This window comes from Brevibacterium sp. UCMA 11752 (genome assembly GCF_021532235.1).
GTDB classification, from domain to species: Bacteria; Actinomycetota; Actinomycetes; order Actinomycetales; family Brevibacteriaceae; genus Brevibacterium; species Brevibacterium antiquum.
The window spans coordinates 1,304,799-1,324,901 of the sequence record NZ_JACBOS010000003.1; the positions used below are offsets into that span (position 1 = coordinate 1,304,799).

Below are 20,103 nucleotides of genomic sequence, written 5' to 3' on the forward strand. Positions count from 1 at the left end.
CGGAGGAACCCGTGTCCCTGATCACCAGGATGAGTCTGAAGAACCGCCTCATCGTCGGCCTGCTCACCCTTGTGATCGCCGTTTTCGGCGTCATTGCGACCACCTCGCTCAACCAGGAGACGATGCCCTCGGTCGAGCTGCCAGGCACCTCGGTGCAGGTCACGGTTCCGGGAGCCTCACCCGAGGTCGTCGAGGAATCGGTGACCAAACCGATCGAAACCGCGCTCGAAGGGGTCGGCGACCTCGAGACGGTGAGCACAACCTCCTCGCCGGGGTCGATGTCGGCCAACGTCACCTGGCCCTTCGGCAAGGATGCCGAGGAGATGACGGACTCTGTGCGCTCGGCCGTCGACTCTGCGAAGGCAGACCTTCCCGACGGCGCCGAGGCGGAGGTGCTGTCCCAGCAGATCGACGACGTCCCGGTGGTCATGTTCGCCGTCTCCGGGGGCGAGGACTCGCAGAAGCTCGGCGATCTGGTTGAGACTGAACTCGTCCCCGAGCTCCAAAGCGTCGCGGGCGTCTCCAGCGTCGACGTGGCCGGGCAGAACGAGCGGCGAGTCAACATCAGCTTCCGTCCCGATGACGTCAACGATAAGAACGTCGTCACCACCTCGGTGCCCGATGAGCTCACCGCGGCAGGGACAGTTGTTCCCGCCGGGCAGAGTGCAGACGGGAACAAGTCCCTATCGGTCGAGGTCGGCGATGAACTCGACGCGGTCGACCAGATCGAGAAGACCCCGCTGCGCACTGCTGACGGTACGGTCCTGCTAGGCGACGTCGCTGATGTCGAACTCGATTCCGTGGATAAGACCTCGTACTCGCGTGCCGATGGCAAGGATGCCGTGACGGTGTCGGTGACTAAGGGCCAGGATGACAATGTCGTTGAGGTCTCCCACGGAGTCAATGAGGTCCTCGAGAGGATGGGACCCGAACTCGGCGGCGACGTTTCCTTCTCCACGATCTTCGATCAGGCTCCCGAGATCGAGAAGTCGATCCATGACCTGTCGGTCGAAGGTGGGCTGGGACTGTTCTTCGCGATCCTCGTGATCCTGGCCTTCCTCGGCTCGTTCCGGTCCACCGTGGTCGCCGCGATCTCGATCCCGATGTCGCTGCTGATCGCGATGATCGGTCTCATGGTCGGCGAATACACCTTGAACATCTTGACCCTGGGAGCCCTGACCATCGCCGTCGGCCGTGTCGTCGATGACTCCATCGTCGTCATCGAGAACATCCGCAGACGGCAGGGTACGAGCGACCTGACGATTGATGACATCGTCGCCTCGGTCAAGCAGGTGGCCGGTGCCATCACGGCCTCGACCCTGACCACCGTGGCCGTGTTCCTGCCCATCGCCTTCGTCGACGGCATCGCCGGACAGCTGTTCCGTCCCTTCTCCGTGACCGTGACACTGGCTCTGCTCGGTTCGCTCCTTGTCGCGCTGACGATCGTTCCGGTCTTCAGCTACTGGGTCCTGCGGAAGAGCCCGAAGCCCCTGTCGCCGAAGCGCCAGGCTGCCACCGACGCAAGCTATGAGGCGTGGGCCCGGAAGCATCGGGAGAAGGGCATCAAGCGCGCTGAGAAACGACAGTCGAAGATCGACAGGAAGAATGCCAAACGCGGCGCCAAGGGCAAGACGCTGCTCCCGGCGGCGACTGCCGATGCTCCGGTGACGCCGATGCCCGGTGACGGTGAGGCTTCGGACAGGGTCGACCGTCTGCAGCAGCGAAGCCTGCCGGCTATCCTGGCCGCGCTTCGACACCCATGGCGCACGATCGTCATCTCCGTGGCGATCTTCGCCGTGACGATGATGATGGCCAGCTTCCTCAAGACTGACCTCCTCGGGGCCGCAGGGCAGAACTCTCTCTACATCGCGCAGACTCTGCCAGCCGGAGCCTCGCTCGAGGCCAGTGATGAGGCGGCGAAGAAGGTCGAAGACGTTCTCGCCTCCGACCCGGACGTCGACACCTACTCGACGACCGTCAATGGACCCGAAACCGGTTCCGAGAACTCCTTCAACATCACCCTGAAGGACGATTCCGAAGCGGAGGTCGCAACGAACCGGCTGTCGAACCAGATCGACGGACTCGGCAACGAGGTCGGCGAGATCGATCTCCAAGACGCCTCAGGCAGTGCGAATGAGGACGTGGAGATCAAACTCTCCGGCTCTGATCTGTCAGCGCTGGGCGAGGCCGCCGATTCCGTGACGAAGAAGATGAGTGAGACCGAGGGCGTGACGAACGCCCGCAATGACCTCGCCTCCGATCAGCCGATCATCCACGTCGATGTGAACCGGGAGAAGGCCGCGGACTACGGCTACAGCCAGGCCGAGGTGGGGCAGGCCATTGCGGCAGCCCTGCACGGAAGTGAAGCCGGAACTCTGACGCTGGAGGGCAAGGAGCGAGATATCTTCCTCGCCCCGACCCACCCTGATGCGACTCCAGACGAGATCCGAGCTTTGGAGCTTCCGGTCACCGAGGTGCAGACGCAGAACGCACAGGAAGACGCGACCGACGCAGTCGAAGAGAAGACCGACCGCAGAGCCGACGAAGCCAAGGCCAAGGCCGAAGAGGAATCAGCCGATCAGCTCGAATCTGCACGTGAGGCCCGCGACAACGCCGCCGATCAGCTCGAAGAAGCCCGGAAGGCCCTGCGCGATGCCCAGAATCCACCGCCGGCTCCGAGCCCCGGCGACATGGCGGCCGATCAGGTCGAACAGGCAGAAGAAGGCGTCGAACAGGCAGAGAAGGGCCTGAACGAGGCCAACGACGCGATCGACGACCTCGTCGACAGCCAGCGCGAGCAGGAGGAGAGCCAGGCCGAGGAGCAGGACCTCGCCGACGAGCAGGCGGCGATCCCCGACATCAAGGGCGACCCGATCACGGTCGATGAGATCGCCAGCGTCGACGAGACCGAAACCCCCGCCACCGTCACCCGGGAGGACGGCAACCGTCAGGTCACAGTGTTCGCCACCCCTGCCGAAGGACAGCTCAACCCGGTCTCCGCGAAGGCACAGGAACTGACCTCGAGCATGGATCTGCCCGATGGCGTGAGCTTCGACGTCGGAGGCGCGAGCCAGGAGCAGGCCGACTCCTTCGCCCAGCTCGGATGGGCCATGCTCGTGGCGATCGCGCTGGTCTTCCTCGTCATGATCGCGACCTTCCGCAGCTTCGTTCAGCCGCTCATCCTGCTCGTGTCGATTCCCTTCGCCGCTACCGGTGCCGTGCTGCTGTTGCTGCTGACCGGCACACCGCTGGGCATCCCCTCGCTCATCGGCCTCCTCATGCTCATCGGCATCGTGGTGACCAACGCGATCGTGCTCATCGACCTCGTCAACAAGCTGCGCGAGCACGGGATGGGACTGTGGGACGCGATCATCCACGGCACTCGGCTGCGTCTGCGGCCGATCCTGATGACTGCCGCTGCCACGGTCTTCGCCCTCGTGCCCATGTCACTGGGACTCACCGGTGGGGGAGTCTTCATCTCCCAGCCCTTGGCGATCGTCGTCATCGGCGGCCTGACCTCCTCGACCGTGCTGACCCTGATCCTCGTGCCCGCCCTCTACCTCCTCGTCGAGCGGCGCAAGGAGCGCCGGGCGGAGCACAAAGAGGCGAAGGCGGCGGCGAAACATGATGCCGATGAGGCGAGGATCGAAGCGGAGACCGCCGAGGTGGCCGCCCGTCCCGTAGATGAGTGAGGTTCCGTGCGGCGACGGTTCACCGCCGCGAGAGTTCTGGTGAGTGCTCACCCACACGCGAGCGCACCCTGGCGCAGATGGACGACGTGGTCGGCCCGAGCTGCCTGGGTGCGCTCGTGCGTGGCCATGACGATCGTGACGCCGCGGCTGCGCTCGGAGTCGATGGCCAGGGTGATGTCCTCGGTCGCGCGGGCATCGATTCCGGCCAGAGGTTCATCGAGGAGCAGCAGGTCCGCGCGTTGTGCCAGACCTTGCGCCACCAGGGCACGCTGGCGCTGACCCCCGGAAAGTGACCCGAGGCGACGCGAGGCGAGGTCGTCGATGTGCAGCTGAGCGAGGCAGTCGTCGACGATCCGCTGATCATCACTGCTGTGGCGGGCGAAGAGGCCCCGTGCGCTCCATCTGCCCATGGCCACGACCTGTCTGACGGTGATCGGAAGGTGGTCCGGAGCAGAACTGCGCTGTGGCACGAAAGCCACAGTGGACGGCAGGCCGGATATCGATCCCTGTGTCGGTCTGAGCAGGCCTGCCAGTGCCATGAGCACCGTTGACTTGCCTGAGCCGTTGGCGCCGACGAGTGCCGTGACTCGGCCCAGGGGCGCGGCCAGGGTGATCTGGTCGAGAGCGAGATGGGCACCATAGTGAGCGCTGAGGTTGGTGATGGTGATCGGATTGTCCACGCTCTAACAATAATGGTTATCATCATCGAATGGAATTCCTATTCGCGCCCTTCGAGGTGTCCTTCGTCCTCCGCGCCCTCATCGCCGGTGTGCTCGCCGCGGTGCTGTGCGGGTGCATCGGCACCTGGGTCGTCCTGCGCGGCCTGGCCTTCTTCGGGGACGCGATGTCGCACGGGATGCTGCCGGGAGTCGCAATCGCGGCGCTCCTCGGTGGTCACCTCATGATCGGCGCAGCGGCCAGTGCCCTGGTGATGGCGGCCGGGATCACCTGGGTGTCTCGCGAATCGAAGCTGTCCCAGGATGTCGGCATCGGACTGCTCTTCGTCGGAATGCTGGCCGTCGGCGTGGTCATCGTGTCCCATTCCCAATCCTTTGCCGTCGACCTCACAGGCTTCCTGTTCGGTGACGTGCTCGGTGTCCGCGGTCACGACCTGATCGTCCTCGCCGTCGCAGCCTGCCTAGGCGTGCTGGCCTGCACTCTCCTGCACCGACCGTTCCTCGCGCTCGCCTTCGACGAGCGCAAGGCGGCAACTCTGGGCCTGCGGCCCGGCTGGACCCATATTGCGATGCTCATGCTCACGGCCCTGGCGGTCGTCGCATCGTTCCAGGTCGTCGGCACGCTCCTCGTCTTCGGGCTCCTCATCGGACCCCCGGCCACAGCCTGCCTCCTGTTCGACCGCGTCGGGGTGATCATGGCGGCCGCCTCGGTGATCGGTGCGAGCGCGTGCTTCTTGGGGCTGCTTGTGAGCTGGTATGCCCAGACATCTGCCGGCGCGACCATTGCGCTGCTCACCGTCCTCGTCTTCTTCGCAGTGCTCGTTACGAGGCGGGTGAGAAGTGCGCTACGATATTCTCAACACAATGAGAACCATTATCAATAGAAAGATCTCATGACGAGAACAACAGGATTCGCCGCGCCGAGCGCGGCACTGATCGCACTGCTCGCCCTCACCGGGTGCCAGGGTCAGCGATCGGCCAACGGGGCCGGAAGTCCCAGCCAGTCGACGGCTCCCCACGGATATGTCGAAGGCGCGGAGGAGGCCGATGAGCCGCAGCTGCGCCTGGCCGTCAGCGATGCGAACACCGGCGCAGTCTCGGTCGTCGACCTGCTCACCGAGGACGTCGTGGAGACGGTCGAAGGCTCACCGGCGACGACCCTGTCGGGAGCAGATTCCCGATACCTCTACCTCGGTGATGGTGAAGCCGGAACGGTCACAGCCGTCGACACGGGGGCATGGACGGTCGACCACGGCGACCACAGGCACTACTACAAGGCCGAGCCGAAGACCATCGGTGAGATCGACGGTGCAGACCCCGCGCACGTCGTCTCGACGCCGACAGAGGTGGCCTTCTTCTTCGACGGCGAGGGCCGAGCGAAGATCTATGACCGGAGCGCACTCGGCGACGGCGAACTCAACCAGCTCGGCACCGTGAAACCGGGCGCCCACCACGGAGTGACGATCCCCTTCGAAGACCACTTCGTGTCCACACTTCCAGGAGACAAGGCCGAGGATCTGCCCTCCGAACTCACCGTCTACGACGACAAGGGCCAGGCCTCGCCGATCGATGCGAGATGCGACGAGATCCACGGCACCGGCGTCACTCGTGACGGACTGGTCTTCGCCTGCGCCGACGGCGTGATCAGGGTCGACGAGGACTTCGACGCCGAGGTGCTGCCCTACCCCGAGGACACAGATGAGCGCACGTGGTCCGTGGAGGTCGGACGAGACCTCGCCGCGACCCCCTTCGATGATGGTGGAATCGGGATCCTCGATGCGACGACGGACGAGTGGACGTTCGCCGACACCGACGCCGAGGTGGTCTCCGCCGGCATCGCCCCCGACGATTCCGCGGTCGTGGCCCTGGACGAAGACGGGACCATCTATTCGCTGGACCCGGAGACCGGGAAGGTGCTGACGAAGAAGAAGCTCATCGCACCCTTCGACGTGAAGAGTCAGGGCCACGGAGCCGGACCCTCGGTGGCCGTGGACAGCGAACGCACCTATGTCAGCGACCCTGCCTCGGGAACAGTGCTCGAACTCGACCCGGCCGATGGCCTGCGTGAGGCGCGCAGCTTCGACCTCGGCGGGGCACCCGCAAGCCTGGCGGTGACGGGGCGGTGATGGGTACACGACGGCACCACCTCGCAGCAGTGGCGCTCACGCTGGCCACGCTCGGATCACTGACCGCCTGCGCGGAAGGACACGATGAGCCGTCGATCGTGGTGACGACGAACATCCTCGGCGATGTCGTGCACAGCCTCGTCGGAGACCACGCGGCGGTCACGGTGCTGATGAAGCCGAACTCCGATCCGCATTCCTTCGGCATCTCGGCGAAGGAAGCCGGAGCAATGGAGGATGCCGATCTCATCATCGGCAACGGACTGGGGCTTGAAGAGGGGTTGTCGGCGAACCTCGACAACGCGCGCAGCGAAGGGGTGCGCGTCCTTGAGGTCGGTGAGCACATCGATCCCCTTGAGTACACCTCGGGCGGCAGTGCGGGGACGCCCGACCCGCACTTCTGGACCGATCCCGCGCGGATGGTCGCCGCCGTCGATGTCATCACCTCGGCGCTGGGGGAGGAGGTCGGTGATGACCTCGCCGAGGCGATCGAACCGTCCGTGACCTCGTATCGGGGGCAGCTTGACGACCTCGATGCCGAAATCGAAGAGATCGCCGAGTCGATCCCTGCCGAGAACCGGAAGCTCGTGACGAACCATCACGTGTTCGGCTACTTCGCGAAGCGCTTCGACTTCGAGGTCATCGGGGCGGTGCTGCCAAGCGGAACCACACTGGCCTCACCCTCGGCAGCCGACCTCGAAGAGCTTGCCCGCACGGTCGAGGATGCTGGCGTGCCCACGATCTTCGCGGACTCCTCGCAGCCTCAGAAGCTCGCGGAGGCACTGTCTGATGAAGTCGACCTCGATGTCGAAGTGACACCGCTGTTCTCGGAATCGCTGACCGAAGCTGACGGGGAGGCCGGAACCTACATCGACATGCAGCGAACCAACGCGCAGGCCATCGCAGACGGACTCGTGCCCCGCTGACGAGCGCTTCTCCGCGAGGCACACAGCCTCGCACCACCACAGATCACGGACACACCATCATGGAAATAGGGAAGAGAGAAGAATGAGAACACAACGAACCCTGATCGCCCCACTGGCTGCGAGCGCGGCCGTCACCGCCCTCCTGCTGAGCGGATGCGGCGGCACCGGCGCGGAGGCCGACCCCGACAGCGGCGAGCAGGCAGACACAGCGGAAACCTCGGACGCCGAACAGGTCGGGGAGACGCAGCCACGGCTGATCACCACCTATGACGGCGGCATCCTCACTCTGGACGCGAGGACGCTCGAGGTCATCGACGACACGAAGCTCGAGGGCTTCAACCGAGTGAATCCAGTCGGCGACGGACGTCATGCGATGGTGTCGGTGGCCAGCGGATTCCAGCTCTTCGATGCTGGCGTCTGGACCGAAGAGCACGGCGACCATACCCACAGCTTTGCCGGCTCACCGCAGCTGACCGACAGGGTATACGAAACCGATACCCCAGGTCACGTCGTGCGCCACGGCGGTTCGACAGTGCTCTTCGGCGACGGCGACGGGCGTATGCAGATCTTCGACACCGACGCCTTCCATGACGGCGCACCCGAACCCGAAGTCAAAGAGGCAGAGGAGGCACACCACGGTGTGGCGGTGCAGTTGGAGAACGGCAACGTGCTGCACACCATCGGCAACGAAGAGGAGCGCTCGGGGGCGAAGGTCGTTGATGCCGAAGGAAATGAGATCGCCCGCAATGAGGACTGCCCGGGCGTCCACGGGGAGGCCGCTGCCCAGGACGAGGCGATCGCCGTCGGCTGTGAGGATGGAATCCTCTACTACAAGGACGGGAAGTTCACGAAGGTCGACTCCCCGGACAGCTATGGTCGGATCGGCAATCAGGCAGGATCCGATGACTCGCCGGTCGTGCTCGGCGACTACAAGGTCGACGAGGATGCCGAACTCGAACGTCCGGAGAAGGTCACCCTGACGAACACGGAGACCGGGACGATGAAGCTCGTCGACCTCGACTCCTCGTATAGCTTGCGTTCCCTGGCCCGCGGACCCGAGGGCGAGGCACTTGTGCTCGGCACCGACGGCAAGCTCAACGTCATCGACCCGGAGTCCGGCACGATCACCGACTCACACCCGGTCACCGAAGCATGGAAGGAACCTGTCGACTGGCAGCAGCCCCGGCCGACGCTCTTCGTGCAGGGGGAGAAGGCCTATGTCTCCGAACCTGACAAGAGTCAGCTCCACATCGTGGATCTGGCCACCGGCGAAGTTGAGAAGAGCGCCGAACTGCCCCACGCCAGCAACGAAGTCACCGGTGTGACCGGCTGACGCCCGCGCCCATCCGCGCTCCTGTCGGCCCTGCGCTCAGCCGCGCTCCTGCCGGCTCTGCGTCAGGCGCGGCAGGGCGGCGGTGGCTGATCGGATATGGTCTTCGGTCAGCTGCACCGCGTGATCGGTGTCGCGGTCGACGATCGCCTGCATGATCGCATGATGTTCCTCCTGCAGCTGCGCCATCAGAGCGCGCGGATCGTCGACCTCGTGGAAGGCATCGAGGATGGGCCGACGCAGAGAGCCGCGGATGGCCTCCGTGAGATCTGAGAGCAGCTGATTCTCCGAGGCATGGGCGATGGCCACATGGAAGGCGGTATCGGCATCATTGAAGGTCTCCAAGCTCACGCCCGGTGTGTCCATGATCGCCAGTGAGGCATTCATGCCGGCCAAGGCGTCGTCGTGGACCCGTCCGGTCGCCAGGGCGGTGCTTGAGCGCTCGAGTTGGATGCGCGTTTCGATGGCCTCCTCGATGCTGAAGTTCGCCAGGGCCACATGCAGGCGCAGGAACCGAGTCAGGGCCTCCTTGGGCATGGAGGCGATGAAGGTGCCGGCCGACTTGCCGGAGCCGACGTTCGACACGACGACGCCGAGGGACTCCATGACGCGCAGCGCCTCACGCACCGCCGCGCGACTGACCTGAAGTTTGGCGGCCAGCTCACGTTCCGAGGGGAGCGGATCGCCGACGGTGAGGGACCCGGAGGTGATCTGCTCCTCGATCGCATTGATGACGAGCTCGTGGGTGCTCGATCGGGCAACCGGCCTCCAGCTCGGTCCCTGAGGCGCATTGACGGTGTGACCTGCGGCGGTGTCGTCGTCCTTGCTGACTGATTCACTGGTCATGAGTACTCACTTTTCGCACCTCGCCATCATCCCATGAGTGGGACCCTGCCTCATCGGGGGCAGAACCTTGACCTGGATCACATTCGGTCCTACACTCACTTTAGTGGTCTGACCACACAAAGGACATACTGAAACCCATCGAGTATGCATGTTCGGGCGCGTTCAACGTCGAAACGCAGACGCTGTAGTCGAGCACCGGCCGTGCAGGAGAAAATATGTACACTCCTGAAATCGCCCCACTTGCAGACAGCCTCCTGTGGTCATCGCTGGTTGCGCTGCTGCCGCTTCTGACCATCTTCGTCACCCTCGGGTTCCTGAAATGGAAGGCCCACTGGGCCGGACTGGCGGCAGTCGTCGTCGCCCTGATCGTTGCCATCTTCGTCTACGGCATGCCGGTCGGGCTGGCTGGCCTCTCAGCCAGCCAGGGATTCGCCTTCGGGCTGTTTCCGATCATGTGGATCGTCATCACCGCCATCTGGCTCTACGAACTGACGGTGAAGTCGGGACACTTCGAAGACCTCAGATTGGTCATCAACGTCATCTCCGATGATCCTCGCGTGCAGGCGATCCTGGTCGCCTTCTGCTTCGGCGGACTGCTCGAAGCCCTTGCCGGATTCGGTGCCCCGGTTGCCATCACCGGTGTCATGCTCATCGCAGTCGGCTTCACCGCCATGCGTGCAGCAGTCGTCGTGCTGGTGGCCAACACCGCTCCGGTCGCCTTCGGTGCGATCGCCATCCCGATCATCACCGCCGGCAACCTCACCGGGATCGACTACAAGGAGATCGGTGCCATGGTCGGTCACCAGACTCCATTGCTGGCTGCCGTCGTGCCGCTGTTCCTCATCTTCCTCGTTGACGGCAAGCGAGGACTGCGTCAGCTGTGGCCACTTGCTCTGGTCGTCGGGATCGTGTTCGGAGCAGCACAGTTCGTCTCCGCGAACTATCTCTCGGTCGAAATGACCGACATCATCGCCTCGCTCATGGGCCTTGCCGCTGCAGTGATCATGCTCCAGTTCTGGAAGCCCGTCGGCGGCCAGGACGCCCTGGATAAGATGGCCGACGAACGCAGTCGGGAGAAGGCCAGCGCGCCCGATGCCGGTGGAGCAGCCGCTGCCGTGGCAACCTCCGTGGACACGAAGGCGGCACCTCTGACCGGTAAGCGCGTGTTCATGGCGCTCTTTCCCTACCTCATCGTCATCGTCATCTTCTCCGGTGCCAAGCTGATCCCAGTCATCGACAAGTGGCTGGCCAGCACCGATGTCAAAATTCCTTGGCCGGGACTGGACGGGAACATCATGACCGCCGCAGGGGAGCTGTCGACGAGCACGGTCTACAACTTCCAATGGTTGTCATCACCGGGCACGATGCTGCTGGCCTCAGGCATAATCGTCGCCATCGTGTACAAGATGACCGCCAAGGACGCAGTCCAGGTCTTCGTCGACAATGTCGTCAAAATGCGATTCTCCATTCTCACCGTCGGACTTGTCCTGGCACTGGCCTACGTCATGAATCTGTCAGGACAGACGATCACAATCGGCACCTGGATCGCTGGAACCGGGGCGCTGTTCGCCTTCCTCTCACCAATCCTCGGCTGGCTCGGCACAGCAGTGACCGGTTCTGACACCAGTGCCAACGCACTTTTCGCGACGCTGCAGCAGACTGCCGCGACGAAGGCCGGAATCGATCCCGTTCTGCTGGTGGCAGCCAACAGCTCCGGTGGAGTCGTGGGCAAGATGATCAGCCCGCAGAACCTCACCATCGCAGCTACAGCAGTCGGACTCCTCGGCCAGGAAGCCTCGATCTTCCGCCGCGTCATCTGGTGGTCGCTGGGCATGCTCGTCGTCATGTGCCTGCTCGTCGGCCTGCAGTCGACCGTCCTGTCCTGGATGGTTCCCGGTGGGGCGTGAGGCCCAGCGAGCTGAAGACTGAACCCTGACCCCTGAAGAATACGAACTGAAGAGAAAGAGAGAGACTGCGCCAATGGTCAAGAGACAACTGCCCAATCCGTCCGAGATCTTCGAGCTGATGAAGTTCAAGAAGTTCGAGCTCGACTCCCGGAAGCGCCGTCTTGAATCGGCGTTCACGATCGAGGACCTGCGCCAGATAGCCAAGCGACGCACTCCTGCTGCCGCGTTCGACTACACAGACGGCGCGGCAGAAGGCGAAATCTCGATGGAGCGCTCGGTGCAGTCATTCCAAGACATCGAGTTCCACCCCTCCATCCTCAACGATGTGTCGCAGGTCGATACGACGACGCAGATCCTCGGCGGCAGCTCGGCGATGCCCTTCGGCATTGCGCCCACAGGGTTCACTCGGCTGATGCAGACAGAAGGGGAGACCGCCGGTGCCTCCGCAGCCGGCGCGGCAGGCATTCCATTCACCCTGTCCACCTTGGGCACGACCTCGATCGAGGACGTGAAGAAGGTCAACCCGAATGGGCGCAACTGGTTCCAGCTCTACGTTATGCGCCAGCGGGAGATCTCCTACGGTCTGGTCGAGCGGGCGGCTGCGGCAGGCTATGACACGCTCTTCTTCACCGTGGACACTCCGATCGCGGGCGCCCGGATCAGGGACAGTCGCAACGGGTTCTCCATCCCGCCGCAGCTCTCACCCAAGACAGTTCTCAACGCCATCCCCAGGCCCTGGTGGTGGTGGGACTTCCTGACGACGGAGAAGCTGCAGTTCGCATCCCTGTCCGAGACCGGCGGTACGGTCGGCGAGCTGCTCAACTCGGCCATGGACCCATCGATCGACTTCGACGACTTGGCCACGATCCGAAAGATGTGGCCAGGCAAGCTGGCGATCAAGGGCGTCCAGACTGTTGCCGATGCCAGGAAGCTCGCCGATCTCGGCGTCGATGCCATTGTGCTCTCGAACCATGGCGGGCGACAGCTCGACCGCGCTCCGGTTCCCTTCGAGCTGTTGCCATCTGTCGTGAAGGAAGTCGGCAAGGACCTCGAGATCATCGTCGACACGGGAATCCGCGATGGTGCCGACATCGTCGCGGCAATGGCCCTGGGTGCGGACTTCACACTCATCGGCCGGGCCTACCTCTACGGGCTCATGGCCGGTGGCAGGGAAGGCGTCGATCGCACGATCGCGATCCTCAGCGAGCAGGTTGAGCGGACGATGAAGCTGCTTCAGGTCTCAAACGTCGCCGAGCTCAACCCGAGCCATGTGACCCAGCTGCGCAGGTTCAGCCGGGATGGTCAGCTGGACGGTGCGGACCCGGATACGAAGTCCGTGTGACTGCTGTCTGAGCGGCAGAGGTCTTCCTGAGCCGGCAGCGGTCTTCACCTCGGAGACTGCTGCCAGCTCACCCGTCGAATGCTGGTCAGGGGGACGCCTCCTTCGCCAGATATTGTCCCGTGACGCTGTCCTTGGCATCGGCGACCTGATTCGGAGTGCCGGCGACCACGATGCGACCGCCGTCCACTCCGCCACCCGGGCCCATGTCGATGACATGGTCGGAGTTGGCGATGACATCGAGGTCGTGTTCGATGACGACGACGGTGCCTCCCTGATCGACGAGTCGCTGCAGGACGCCGATGAGCACTCGTACGTCCAAAGGGTGGAGCCCGATGGTGGGCTCGTCGAAGACGAACAGGGTGCCAGTCTGCGTCCGATCGAGTTCTGAGACGAGACGCAGACGCTGCGCTTCACCGCCGGACAGGGCCGGAGTCGCCTCGCCGAGGGTGAGATATCCCAGCCCCACCTCCTGCAGTGCCTGCAGCCGTGTGGTGACCTTCCTCAGGTCGGCAACGTGCTCGGCAGCCTCGGCGACGGTCATGGCCATCAGCTCGGGCAGCGCAATCTCACCGTAAGCACCGGGACGACGATGAACCTCGGCGTCGGGACCGTAGCGTCGGCCCTCGCAGTCGGGGCAGGCGATGTCGACGTCGGGGAGGAACTGCACGTCGAGGGTGATCTCACCGGTGCCCTCGCAGCGTGGGCACCGCAGAGAACCTGTGTTGTAGGAGAAGTCCCGGGCGCTCAGACCGGCGGCCTTCGACGAGTCGAGTTTGGCGTAGGCACGCCGGAGCTCATCGAGGATGCCCGAGTATGTGGCGACGGTCGAGCGGACATTGACCCCGATCGGGGTGGCGTCGACGACGCTGGCCTTCTCGATTCCGGCGCCCTCGATCGAGGTGACGTGCGAAGGCGGACGGGCTTGATCCGTTGCGCGGAGTGCGGGAATGAGGCTGTCGAGAACCAGCGTGCTCTTCCCGGATCCGGACACTCCGGTGACAGCGGTGATCCGTCCCCGAGGGATCGTGACGTCGAGCGCATGCACGGTGTGGATGGGGGAGGTGCGCAGCCTGATCGTCCCCTTGTCGAAGACCTGATCGGGTGCCGCAGAGGTGCGGACAAGGCTTTCTTCTCTTCCGGTGAGGAACCCACCGATAAGAGAATTCGGATTGTCGCCGAGGCTGCTTACCGTTCCGGTGGCGACGACCGTCCCGCCGTCGTTGCCGGAGCCGGGGCCGATCTCGATGAGATGATCACAGTCACGCAGCACGAGCGGGTCGTGGTCGACCATGACAACGGAGTTGCCCTCTTCGAGCAGGTCGGAGATGACCCCTTGGAGCCCGCGGATGTTCGAGGGATGGAGGCCGATCGAGGGCTCGTCGAGGACATAGAGGACCCCGGTGGTCTCGTTTCGTACGGCTCGAGCCAGCTGCACGCGTTGGCGCTCGCCGGTGGACAGTGTTGATCCGGCACGATCGAGCGACAGGTAGCTCAGGCCGAGGTCGAGCAGTCGCTTCGACAAGTGCCCGAGTGTGCCGGTCAGTGCCTCGGACATGGAGCGCATCGTCTTCGGCACGGTGTCGGCGACAGTGCCGGCCCAATCGGCGAGTTCACTCAGGGTCATGGCGGTGACATCGGCGAGATTGAGATCGCCGATCTTCGGCAGCAACGCCGCAGGTGCGAGCCGGGTGCCGTGGCACGTGGTACAGGTGTGTTCGGTGAGGAACCGGCTCACCCGAGACAGTCGGTTCTCATCCGTGGCGCGTTTGAGCTCCTCGCTCACGGTCAGTCGCGCATTGCGGAAGGTGAAGTCGAGCTCGTGCAGCCCCTTCTTCGAGGTGACGGCGATGTGCTTCTTCTCTTCCGGGCCATCGAAGACGATGGTCTTCTCCTCGGCGCTCAACTCCTTCCAAGGGATGTCCGTGCGGACGCCGAATTCGCGTGCGATCTGCGGTTGGACGTTGAAGCCGAACATCTGCCATGGAATCACCGTTCCATCGTCGATGCTCATGTCCTCATCGCGGATGAGAGAAGCATCGTCGACCTCGCGCACGATGCCAGTGCCGTCACATGATGGGCAGGCTCCGACCGAATTGAAGGCCAGCTCCTCCGCTCCTGGAGCCTCGACATCTGCTCCACAGGACGGGCAGGCGAACGGCTCCTCTGCCGCAACATTGAGTGTCGGTTCCTGCCGGTGGCCGTTCGGGCAGACATGTGATGCCAGGCGCGAGAACATGAGCCGGACGACGTTGAGCAGTTCAGTGGACGTGCCGAAGGTCGACCTGACGCCGGGGATCCCCGGACGCTGTCGCAGAGCCAGTGCGGCAGGCACGTGACTGACCCGGTCGACGTCGGCACGCGGCGCTTGGCTCATCCGGCGGCGAGTGTATGTGGACAGGGCTTCGATGTAGCGCCGAGAGCCTTCCGCGTACAGGACTCCCATGGCCAGGGACGACTTGCCCGAACCGGAGACGCCGGCGATGCCGACGAGTCTGCCCAAGGGAATGTCGACATCGATGTTCGCCAGATTGTGCACGCGGGCGCCTCGAACCTCGATCACCTGGTGATTGCTCATGGCTCCATTGTCCTCGCGCAACGAAATGAGCGCGACCGAGACGGTACTTGCCCACATCGACTGCGCTTACCGTCAGCGTCTCCTGCATCCCTGCCGGTGACGGGGAGCTGGACATGTCATGTCTCGTTATCTTGTAGCGATACCCAGCTGTGCTCAGACGGAAACCATCGTCTATTACAGCAGCACTCCCGGCCGTCGCCGACCAGAGATCCAAAACAACACAGCGGCCAGCGCCGCGGCGACGAAGCCCAGCCAGAAGGTCACAACGAACCCACCAGGGCTCGGCGCCGCGAATCCGGCCGATGACTCCAGCTGCACCGCCAGCACCATTCCCGTCACAGTTGCACCCGAGCTCGTTCCCACACTGCGCATCAGAGCATTGACACCGATCGCGGAACCAGTCATCGAGTAGGGCACCTCGGCCATGACCAGAGTGGGAATGGCCGCATACCCTATCGCCACCCCTGCCAAGGCGAACACACTGGCGATGATGAGCTGCCAAACTTCGGCGTGCCAGACCACGGAGATGAGGTATCCGACCATAGAGATCACCGAACCCAAAACCGCAGTCACACGAGCTCCGAAACGATCGGTCATGGTTGCAGCGAGGGGCGCGACGGCCATCATCGCCAAGGAGCAGGGCACCAAGGCCATGCTCGCCCACAGGATACTCAGACCCAAGCCTGCTTCGGTGCGAACCGGCAGTTCGAGAATCTGCAGGAACGAAACCTCTTGGACGAAGAAGGCGAAGCCGAGAGCGATTGAACCCAGACTGACCATCAGCAGCGGGAACTTCGACATGATGCGCAGATCGATCAGCGGGTCGCGGGTGCGCAACTCGTGCAGGCCCCAGACGAAGAGCACAACGATCCCCGTTCCGCCGAGTCCAAGCGTCGCCAGCGAAGACCACCCCCACACCGGACCTTGGGAAACCGCCACCAGAATCCCACCCAACCCGGCAGAGAGCATCAACGCCCCAAACCAGTCGAAGCGTTGCCGAAGGCGATCGGTGCTGGGCACAACGAAGAGGACAGCGGTGAGATTGATGGTTCCAAGGACAGCCGTCGCCCAGAAGAGAAGCTTCCAATCTCCGATCTCAGCGATCCACGCGGCGAGTGGCAGACCGATCGCGCCCCCGAAGCCCATGCTGGAGCTGATGATGCTGATGCCAGCGATGCGGATCTTGCGGTTATCGACCAGACTCATCATCGAAATGCCGACAGCTGTGGCTCCCATGCTCACGCCTTGGAGTGCCCGTCCGACGAGCAGCCAGGTCAGTTCGCCTGACAGTGCAGCTATCAGGGAGCCAAGAGTCATCATCGCAAGCAGTGCAATCATGACCCTGCGCATTCCGAGGATATCGCCCAGACGCCCCGAGATCGGAGTCGTGACGGCTGCGACCAGCAGAGCAATGGTCAGTACCCACGCGGTGGCACTCCGCGGAGCATCGAGAAGCTCAGGAAGATGGTTCTGGATCGGAACGACCAGGGTCTGCATGAACGCGGTGCTCGTCGCGACACATGTCAATACGACCACGAGAACCCACGGGCGGCGAAGGAGGAAGTCGCCGTCTGCCACCGGTGTCCTCTCCGTGATGATCCTTGCTGCTTTCCGATCGTCGCATAAACCCTGAGCAATGACCCTATCGTGGAAGGACCCTCGCGATTCCGAACGGAATCGCCCATCGGGTGAGGAAATCAGTGCTTTGTCGCCGCTGATAAGAATGCTCGCGGTCGACTCGATGCCATCATCGATGGAACCTGCAAGCGGTCGCAAAAACTTTTTCTCCCCCGCGGAATAAACCCTCGCTCCGCAAAGTTGAGTCTAGTGTACGCAACTTTCATGATGCCGAGCTTGACTGCTCGGATCACGAAGATAATACTTGAGTGCAGTTGGCTCAATGTGTGCGGTCGAGTGGGTCCACCGCTCGTCCCCGCAGCAGGAAATGCTGTGGAAGCCCGGTGGTGGATCCGCCCGATCGCACACATTCGAGTCGAGATCACTCACGATATGTAAGGAGACAACGTTATGGCACGTGCAGTTGGAATCGACCTCGGAACCACGAACTCCGTCGTCACAGTCCTCGAAGGCGGTGACCCTAAGGTCATCGCGAACGCGGAAGGCGGTCGCACGACCCCCTCCGTCGTTGCTGTCAACAAGAACGGCGACTCCCTGGTCGGCGAAATCGCCAAGCGCCAGGCCGTCACCAACATCAAGAACACCGTCGCCTCGGTCAAACGCCACATGGGCACCGACTGGTCCACCGAAATCGGCGGCAAGAAGATGTCGGCCCCTGAGGTTTCGGCTCGCATCCTGCAGAAGCTCAAGCACGACGCTGAGGAATACCTGCAGGAAGACGTCACCGACGCAGTCATCACCGTCCCCGCATACTTCAATGACGCCGAGCGTCAGGCCACGAAGGATGCCGGTGAGATCGCAGGACTCAATGTCTCGCGCATCATCAACGAGCCCACCGCTGCAGCTCTGGCCTACGGCCTCGAGCGCGGCAAGGAAGACGAGACCATTCTCGTCTTCGACCTCGGTGGCGGCACCTTCGACGTCTCCCTGCTCGAAGTCGGCAAGGACGAAGACGACTTCTCCACGATTCAGGTCCGTGCGACCTCGGGCGACAACCGCCTCGGCGGCGACGACTGGGATCAGCGCATCGTCGATTGGCTCGTCGGTGAGGTCAAGAACGGCTACGGCGTCGACCTGAGCAAGGACGCGACCGCAATCCAGCGACTGAAGGAAGCCTCGGAGCAGGCCAAGAAGGAACTCTCCTCGGCTACCAGCACCAACATCTCGCTGCAGTACCTGTCGATGAGCGAGAACGGACCCATCCACCTGGATGAGACCCTGACCCGCGCGAAGTTCGAGGACCTGACCAAGGACCTCCTCGAGCGCACCAAGGCTCCGTTCCACGCAGTCATGAAGGACGCAGGCGTGTCCGTCTCCGAGATCGACCACGTCGTCCTCGTCGGCGGTTCGACCCGTATGCCAGGCGTCTCCGCCGTCGTCACCGAACTCACCGGAGGCAAGGAGCCCAACAAGGGCGTCAACCCCGATGAGGTCGTCGCGATCGGCGCAGCCGTGCAGGCCGGTGTCCTCGTGGGCGAACGCAAGGACGTTCTGCTCATCGACGTCACCCCGCTTTCGCTGGGACTCGAGACCAAGGGCGGCGTGATGACCAAGCTCATCGAGCGCAACACCCCGATCCCGACCAAGCGCTCGGAAACCTTCACCACCGCCGAGGACAACCAGCCCTCCGTGTCGATCCAGGTCTTCCAGGGTGAGCGCGAGTTCACTCGCGATAACAAGAACCTGGGCACCTTCGAACTGACCGGCATCGCTCCGGCCCCTCGTGGCGTGCCGCAGATCGAGGTCGCCTTCGACATCGACGCCAACGGCATCGTGCACGTGTCGGCCACCGACAAGGGCACCGGCACCGAGCAGTCGATGACGATCACCGGCGGTTCCGCACTGCCGAAGGAAGACATCGACCGCATGGTCAAGGAAGCCGAGGAGCACGCAGACGAGGACAAGAAGCGCCGTGAGGCCGCTGACACTCGCAACAATGCGGAGAACCTCGCCTACCAGACCGAGAAGCTCATCACCGACAACGAGGACAAGCTGCCCGAAGAGGTCAAGACCGAGATCAACTCGGACGTTGAGGCTCTCAAGGAAGCGCTCAAGGGTGAAGACGACGACGCCGTGAAGACGGCCTACGACAAGCTCGTCGCCAACCAGCAGAAGATCGGCGAAGCCATCTACAACCAGCCAGGTGCCGAAGGCGCCGCTGGTGAAGAGGCAGCAGGCGATGCTGATGCAAGTGCCGATGACGATGTCGTCGACGCTGAGGTTGTCGATGAAGAGGACGAGGAGAAGAAGTAATGACTGCCGAGGGCAACGATCCGTCGTCCGAGGAGCCAGGCTTCACCTTCAGCGACAAGCGCCGGATTGATCCGGACACCGGCGAGCTCCGCCCCGAGGCCGACGCAGCGTCGGCCTCGGCGGAGGCTGGTGAGGCGAATGCCGCGAACGACGCCGCTGGTGCCGAAGGCGCCGAGGGCGTCCAAGATACCGATGAGAATCTGGCCGATGCCAGTGACCTCGGCGTTGACATTCCAGCCGATGCTTCGACGTTGAACGACACCGAGGCAGCACAGGGCGAAGAGGCCGCCGAACCCGCACCGGGAACTGAGGCCGCAGCGCACCTGGCCGACCTCAAGCGCATCAACGCCGAGTACGCCGCGTACCGGATGCGGGCCGATCGCGAACGCGAGCGGGCAGCAACCGGTGGCACGATCAAGGCTGTTGAAGCCCTGATCCCCGTGCTCGACGAGGTGCGCCTGGCGCAGGAGAACGGTGACGTCAGTGGGCCTTTCGAGACCCACGTGAACAAGCTGATCGACTCGCTGAACAAGGTCGGCGTCGAGCAGTACGGTGAGGTCGGCGACGAGTTCGATCCGCGACTGCATGAGGCACTCATGCAGCAGCCTTCGGACGACGTTGAGACTCCGACCGTCTTCCTGGTCATGCAGCCGGGCTACCGCATGGGTGAGCGCATCATCCGCGCGGCGCGCGTCGGCGTGCAGCAGCCGGAAGACTGAGAACCACGCCCTCGCCGAGGTGGTCCCGCCAACGTGGAACCACCTCGGCGGCGGTCCGGATCATCCGGGATCAAG

At 63.6% G+C, this 20,103-nt stretch carries 13 protein-coding genes; 9 read left to right on the forward strand and 4 right to left on the reverse strand.

Going from position 1 to position 20,103, the window contains the following annotated elements:
- The first annotated feature begins 11 nt into the window (after nt 1-11).
- Nucleotides 12-3,692 (forward strand): efflux RND transporter permease subunit, encoded by a 3,681-nt coding sequence (locus HU144_RS05840; protein WP_235350523.1) that lies wholly within the window; start codon nt 12-14, stop codon nt 3,690-3,692.
- A gap of 47 nt (nt 3,693-3,739) precedes the next feature.
- Here HU144_RS05840 and aztA read toward each other — a convergent pair whose 3' ends face one another.
- Nucleotides 3,740-4,372, reverse strand: coding sequence for a zinc ABC transporter ATP-binding protein AztA (aztA, locus tag HU144_RS05845; RefSeq protein WP_235350524.1), 633 nt, complete (start codon nt 4,370-4,372; stop codon nt 3,740-3,742).
- Nucleotides 4,373-4,401: 29 nt separating this feature from the next.
- Here aztA and aztB point away from each other — a divergent pair, with 29 nt between their 5' ends.
- The 4 genes from aztB to aztD all read left to right on the forward strand — a co-directional run bounded on the left by aztB (nt 4,402) and on the right by aztD (nt 8,751).
- Nucleotides 4,402-5,253 (forward strand): zinc ABC transporter permease AztB, encoded by an 852-nt coding sequence (aztB, locus tag HU144_RS05850; RefSeq protein ID WP_235350525.1) that lies wholly within the window; start codon nt 4,402-4,404, stop codon nt 5,251-5,253.
- 9 nt (nt 5,254-5,262) lie between these two features.
- On the forward strand, nt 5,263-6,495 hold the full coding sequence (locus HU144_RS05855; RefSeq protein WP_235350526.1) for a PQQ-binding-like beta-propeller repeat protein: 1,233 nt from the start codon (nt 5,263-5,265) through the stop codon (nt 6,493-6,495).
- Entirely contained in the window at nt 6,495-7,418 is a 924-nt protein-coding gene (gene aztC / locus HU144_RS05860; RefSeq protein WP_235350527.1) for a zinc ABC transporter substrate-binding protein AztC, read from the forward strand. Before HU144_RS05855 ends, aztC begins: the two co-directional genes overlap by 1 nt.
- An 82-nt stretch (nt 7,419-7,500) precedes the next feature.
- The gene (gene aztD / locus HU144_RS05865) at nt 7,501-8,751 is read left to right on the forward strand and encodes a zinc metallochaperone AztD (RefSeq protein ID WP_235350528.1); all 1,251 of its coding nucleotides are present in this window, start codon (nt 7,501-7,503) and stop codon (nt 8,749-8,751) included.
- 36 nt (nt 8,752-8,787) lie between these two features.
- On the opposite strand, the gene HU144_RS05870 is transcribed toward aztD, so the two are convergent.
- Nucleotides 8,788-9,594: a FadR/GntR family transcriptional regulator gene (locus tag HU144_RS05870; protein ID WP_235350529.1), complete on the reverse strand. Its 807-nt coding sequence runs from the start codon at nt 9,592-9,594 to the stop codon at nt 8,788-8,790.
- Between the two features lie 215 nt (nt 9,595-9,809).
- Between HU144_RS05870 and HU144_RS05875 the strand changes: the two genes are divergently transcribed.
- Both HU144_RS05875 and HU144_RS05880 read left to right on the forward strand, forming a co-directional pair.
- Complete coding sequence (locus tag HU144_RS05875; RefSeq protein WP_235350530.1) at nt 9,810-11,501, forward strand: L-lactate permease; 1,692 nt, start codon at nt 9,810-9,812, stop codon at nt 11,499-11,501.
- Between the two features lie 73 nt (nt 11,502-11,574).
- Complete coding sequence (locus HU144_RS05880; RefSeq protein WP_235350531.1) at nt 11,575-12,843, forward strand: alpha-hydroxy acid oxidase; 1,269 nt, start codon at nt 11,575-11,577, stop codon at nt 12,841-12,843.
- A gap of 85 nt (nt 12,844-12,928) precedes the next feature.
- On the opposite strand, the gene HU144_RS05885 is transcribed toward HU144_RS05880, so the two are convergent.
- Together HU144_RS05885 and HU144_RS05890 are read right to left on the reverse strand one after the other, a co-directional pair.
- Nucleotides 12,929-15,418 carry an excinuclease ABC subunit UvrA gene (locus HU144_RS05885; RefSeq protein WP_235350532.1) on the reverse strand — a complete coding sequence of 830 codons (2,490 nt, stop codon included), beginning with the start codon at nt 15,416-15,418 and terminating at the stop codon, nt 12,929-12,931.
- A 174-nt stretch (nt 15,419-15,592) separates the two neighbouring features.
- Nucleotides 15,593-16,996, reverse strand: a complete 1,404-nt coding sequence (locus HU144_RS05890) for an MFS transporter (protein ID WP_235350533.1) — start codon at nt 16,994-16,996, stop codon at nt 15,593-15,595.
- A 450-nt stretch (nt 16,997-17,446) separates the two neighbouring features.
- On the opposite strand from HU144_RS05890, the gene dnaK reads away from it, so the two are divergent.
- Together dnaK and HU144_RS05900 are read left to right on the forward strand one after the other, a co-directional pair.
- Complete coding sequence (gene dnaK / locus HU144_RS05895; protein WP_198395931.1) at nt 17,447-19,309, forward strand: molecular chaperone DnaK; 1,863 nt, start codon at nt 17,447-17,449, stop codon at nt 19,307-19,309.
- The gene (locus HU144_RS05900) at nt 19,309-20,028 is read left to right on the forward strand and encodes a nucleotide exchange factor GrpE (RefSeq protein ID WP_235350534.1); all 720 of its coding nucleotides are present in this window, start codon (nt 19,309-19,311) and stop codon (nt 20,026-20,028) included. The genes dnaK and HU144_RS05900 overlap by 1 nt, the downstream gene beginning before the upstream one ends.
- Nucleotides 20,029-20,103 lie beyond the last annotated feature (75 nt).

Coding starts and splice junctions, on each gene's coding strand:
- aztB (WP_235350525.1), top strand. CDS start 4,402: ATGGAATTCCTATTCGCGCCCTTCGAGGTGTCCTTCGTCCTCCGCGCC.
- HU144_RS05855 (WP_235350526.1), top strand. CDS start 5,263: ATGACGAGAACAACAGGATTCGCCGCGCCGAGCGCGGCACTGATCGCA.
- aztC (WP_235350527.1), top strand. CDS start 6,495: ATGGGTACACGACGGCACCACCTCGCAGCAGTGGCGCTCACGCTGGCC.
- aztD (WP_235350528.1), top strand. CDS start 7,501: ATGAGAACACAACGAACCCTGATCGCCCCACTGGCTGCGAGCGCGGCC.
- HU144_RS05870 (WP_235350529.1), bottom strand. CDS start 9,594: ATGACCAGTGAATCAGTCAGCAAGGACGACGACACCGCCGCAGGTCAC.
- HU144_RS05875 (WP_235350530.1), top strand. CDS start 9,810: ATGTACACTCCTGAAATCGCCCCACTTGCAGACAGCCTCCTGTGGTCA.
- HU144_RS05880 (WP_235350531.1), top strand. CDS start 11,575: ATGGTCAAGAGACAACTGCCCAATCCGTCCGAGATCTTCGAGCTGATG.
- HU144_RS05885 (WP_235350532.1), bottom strand. CDS start 15,418: ATGAGCAATCACCAGGTGATCGAGGTTCGAGGCGCCCGCGTGCACAAT.
- dnaK (WP_198395931.1), top strand. CDS start 17,447: ATGGCACGTGCAGTTGGAATCGACCTCGGAACCACGAACTCCGTCGTC.
- HU144_RS05900 (WP_235350534.1), top strand. CDS start 19,309: ATGACTGCCGAGGGCAACGATCCGTCGTCCGAGGAGCCAGGCTTCACC.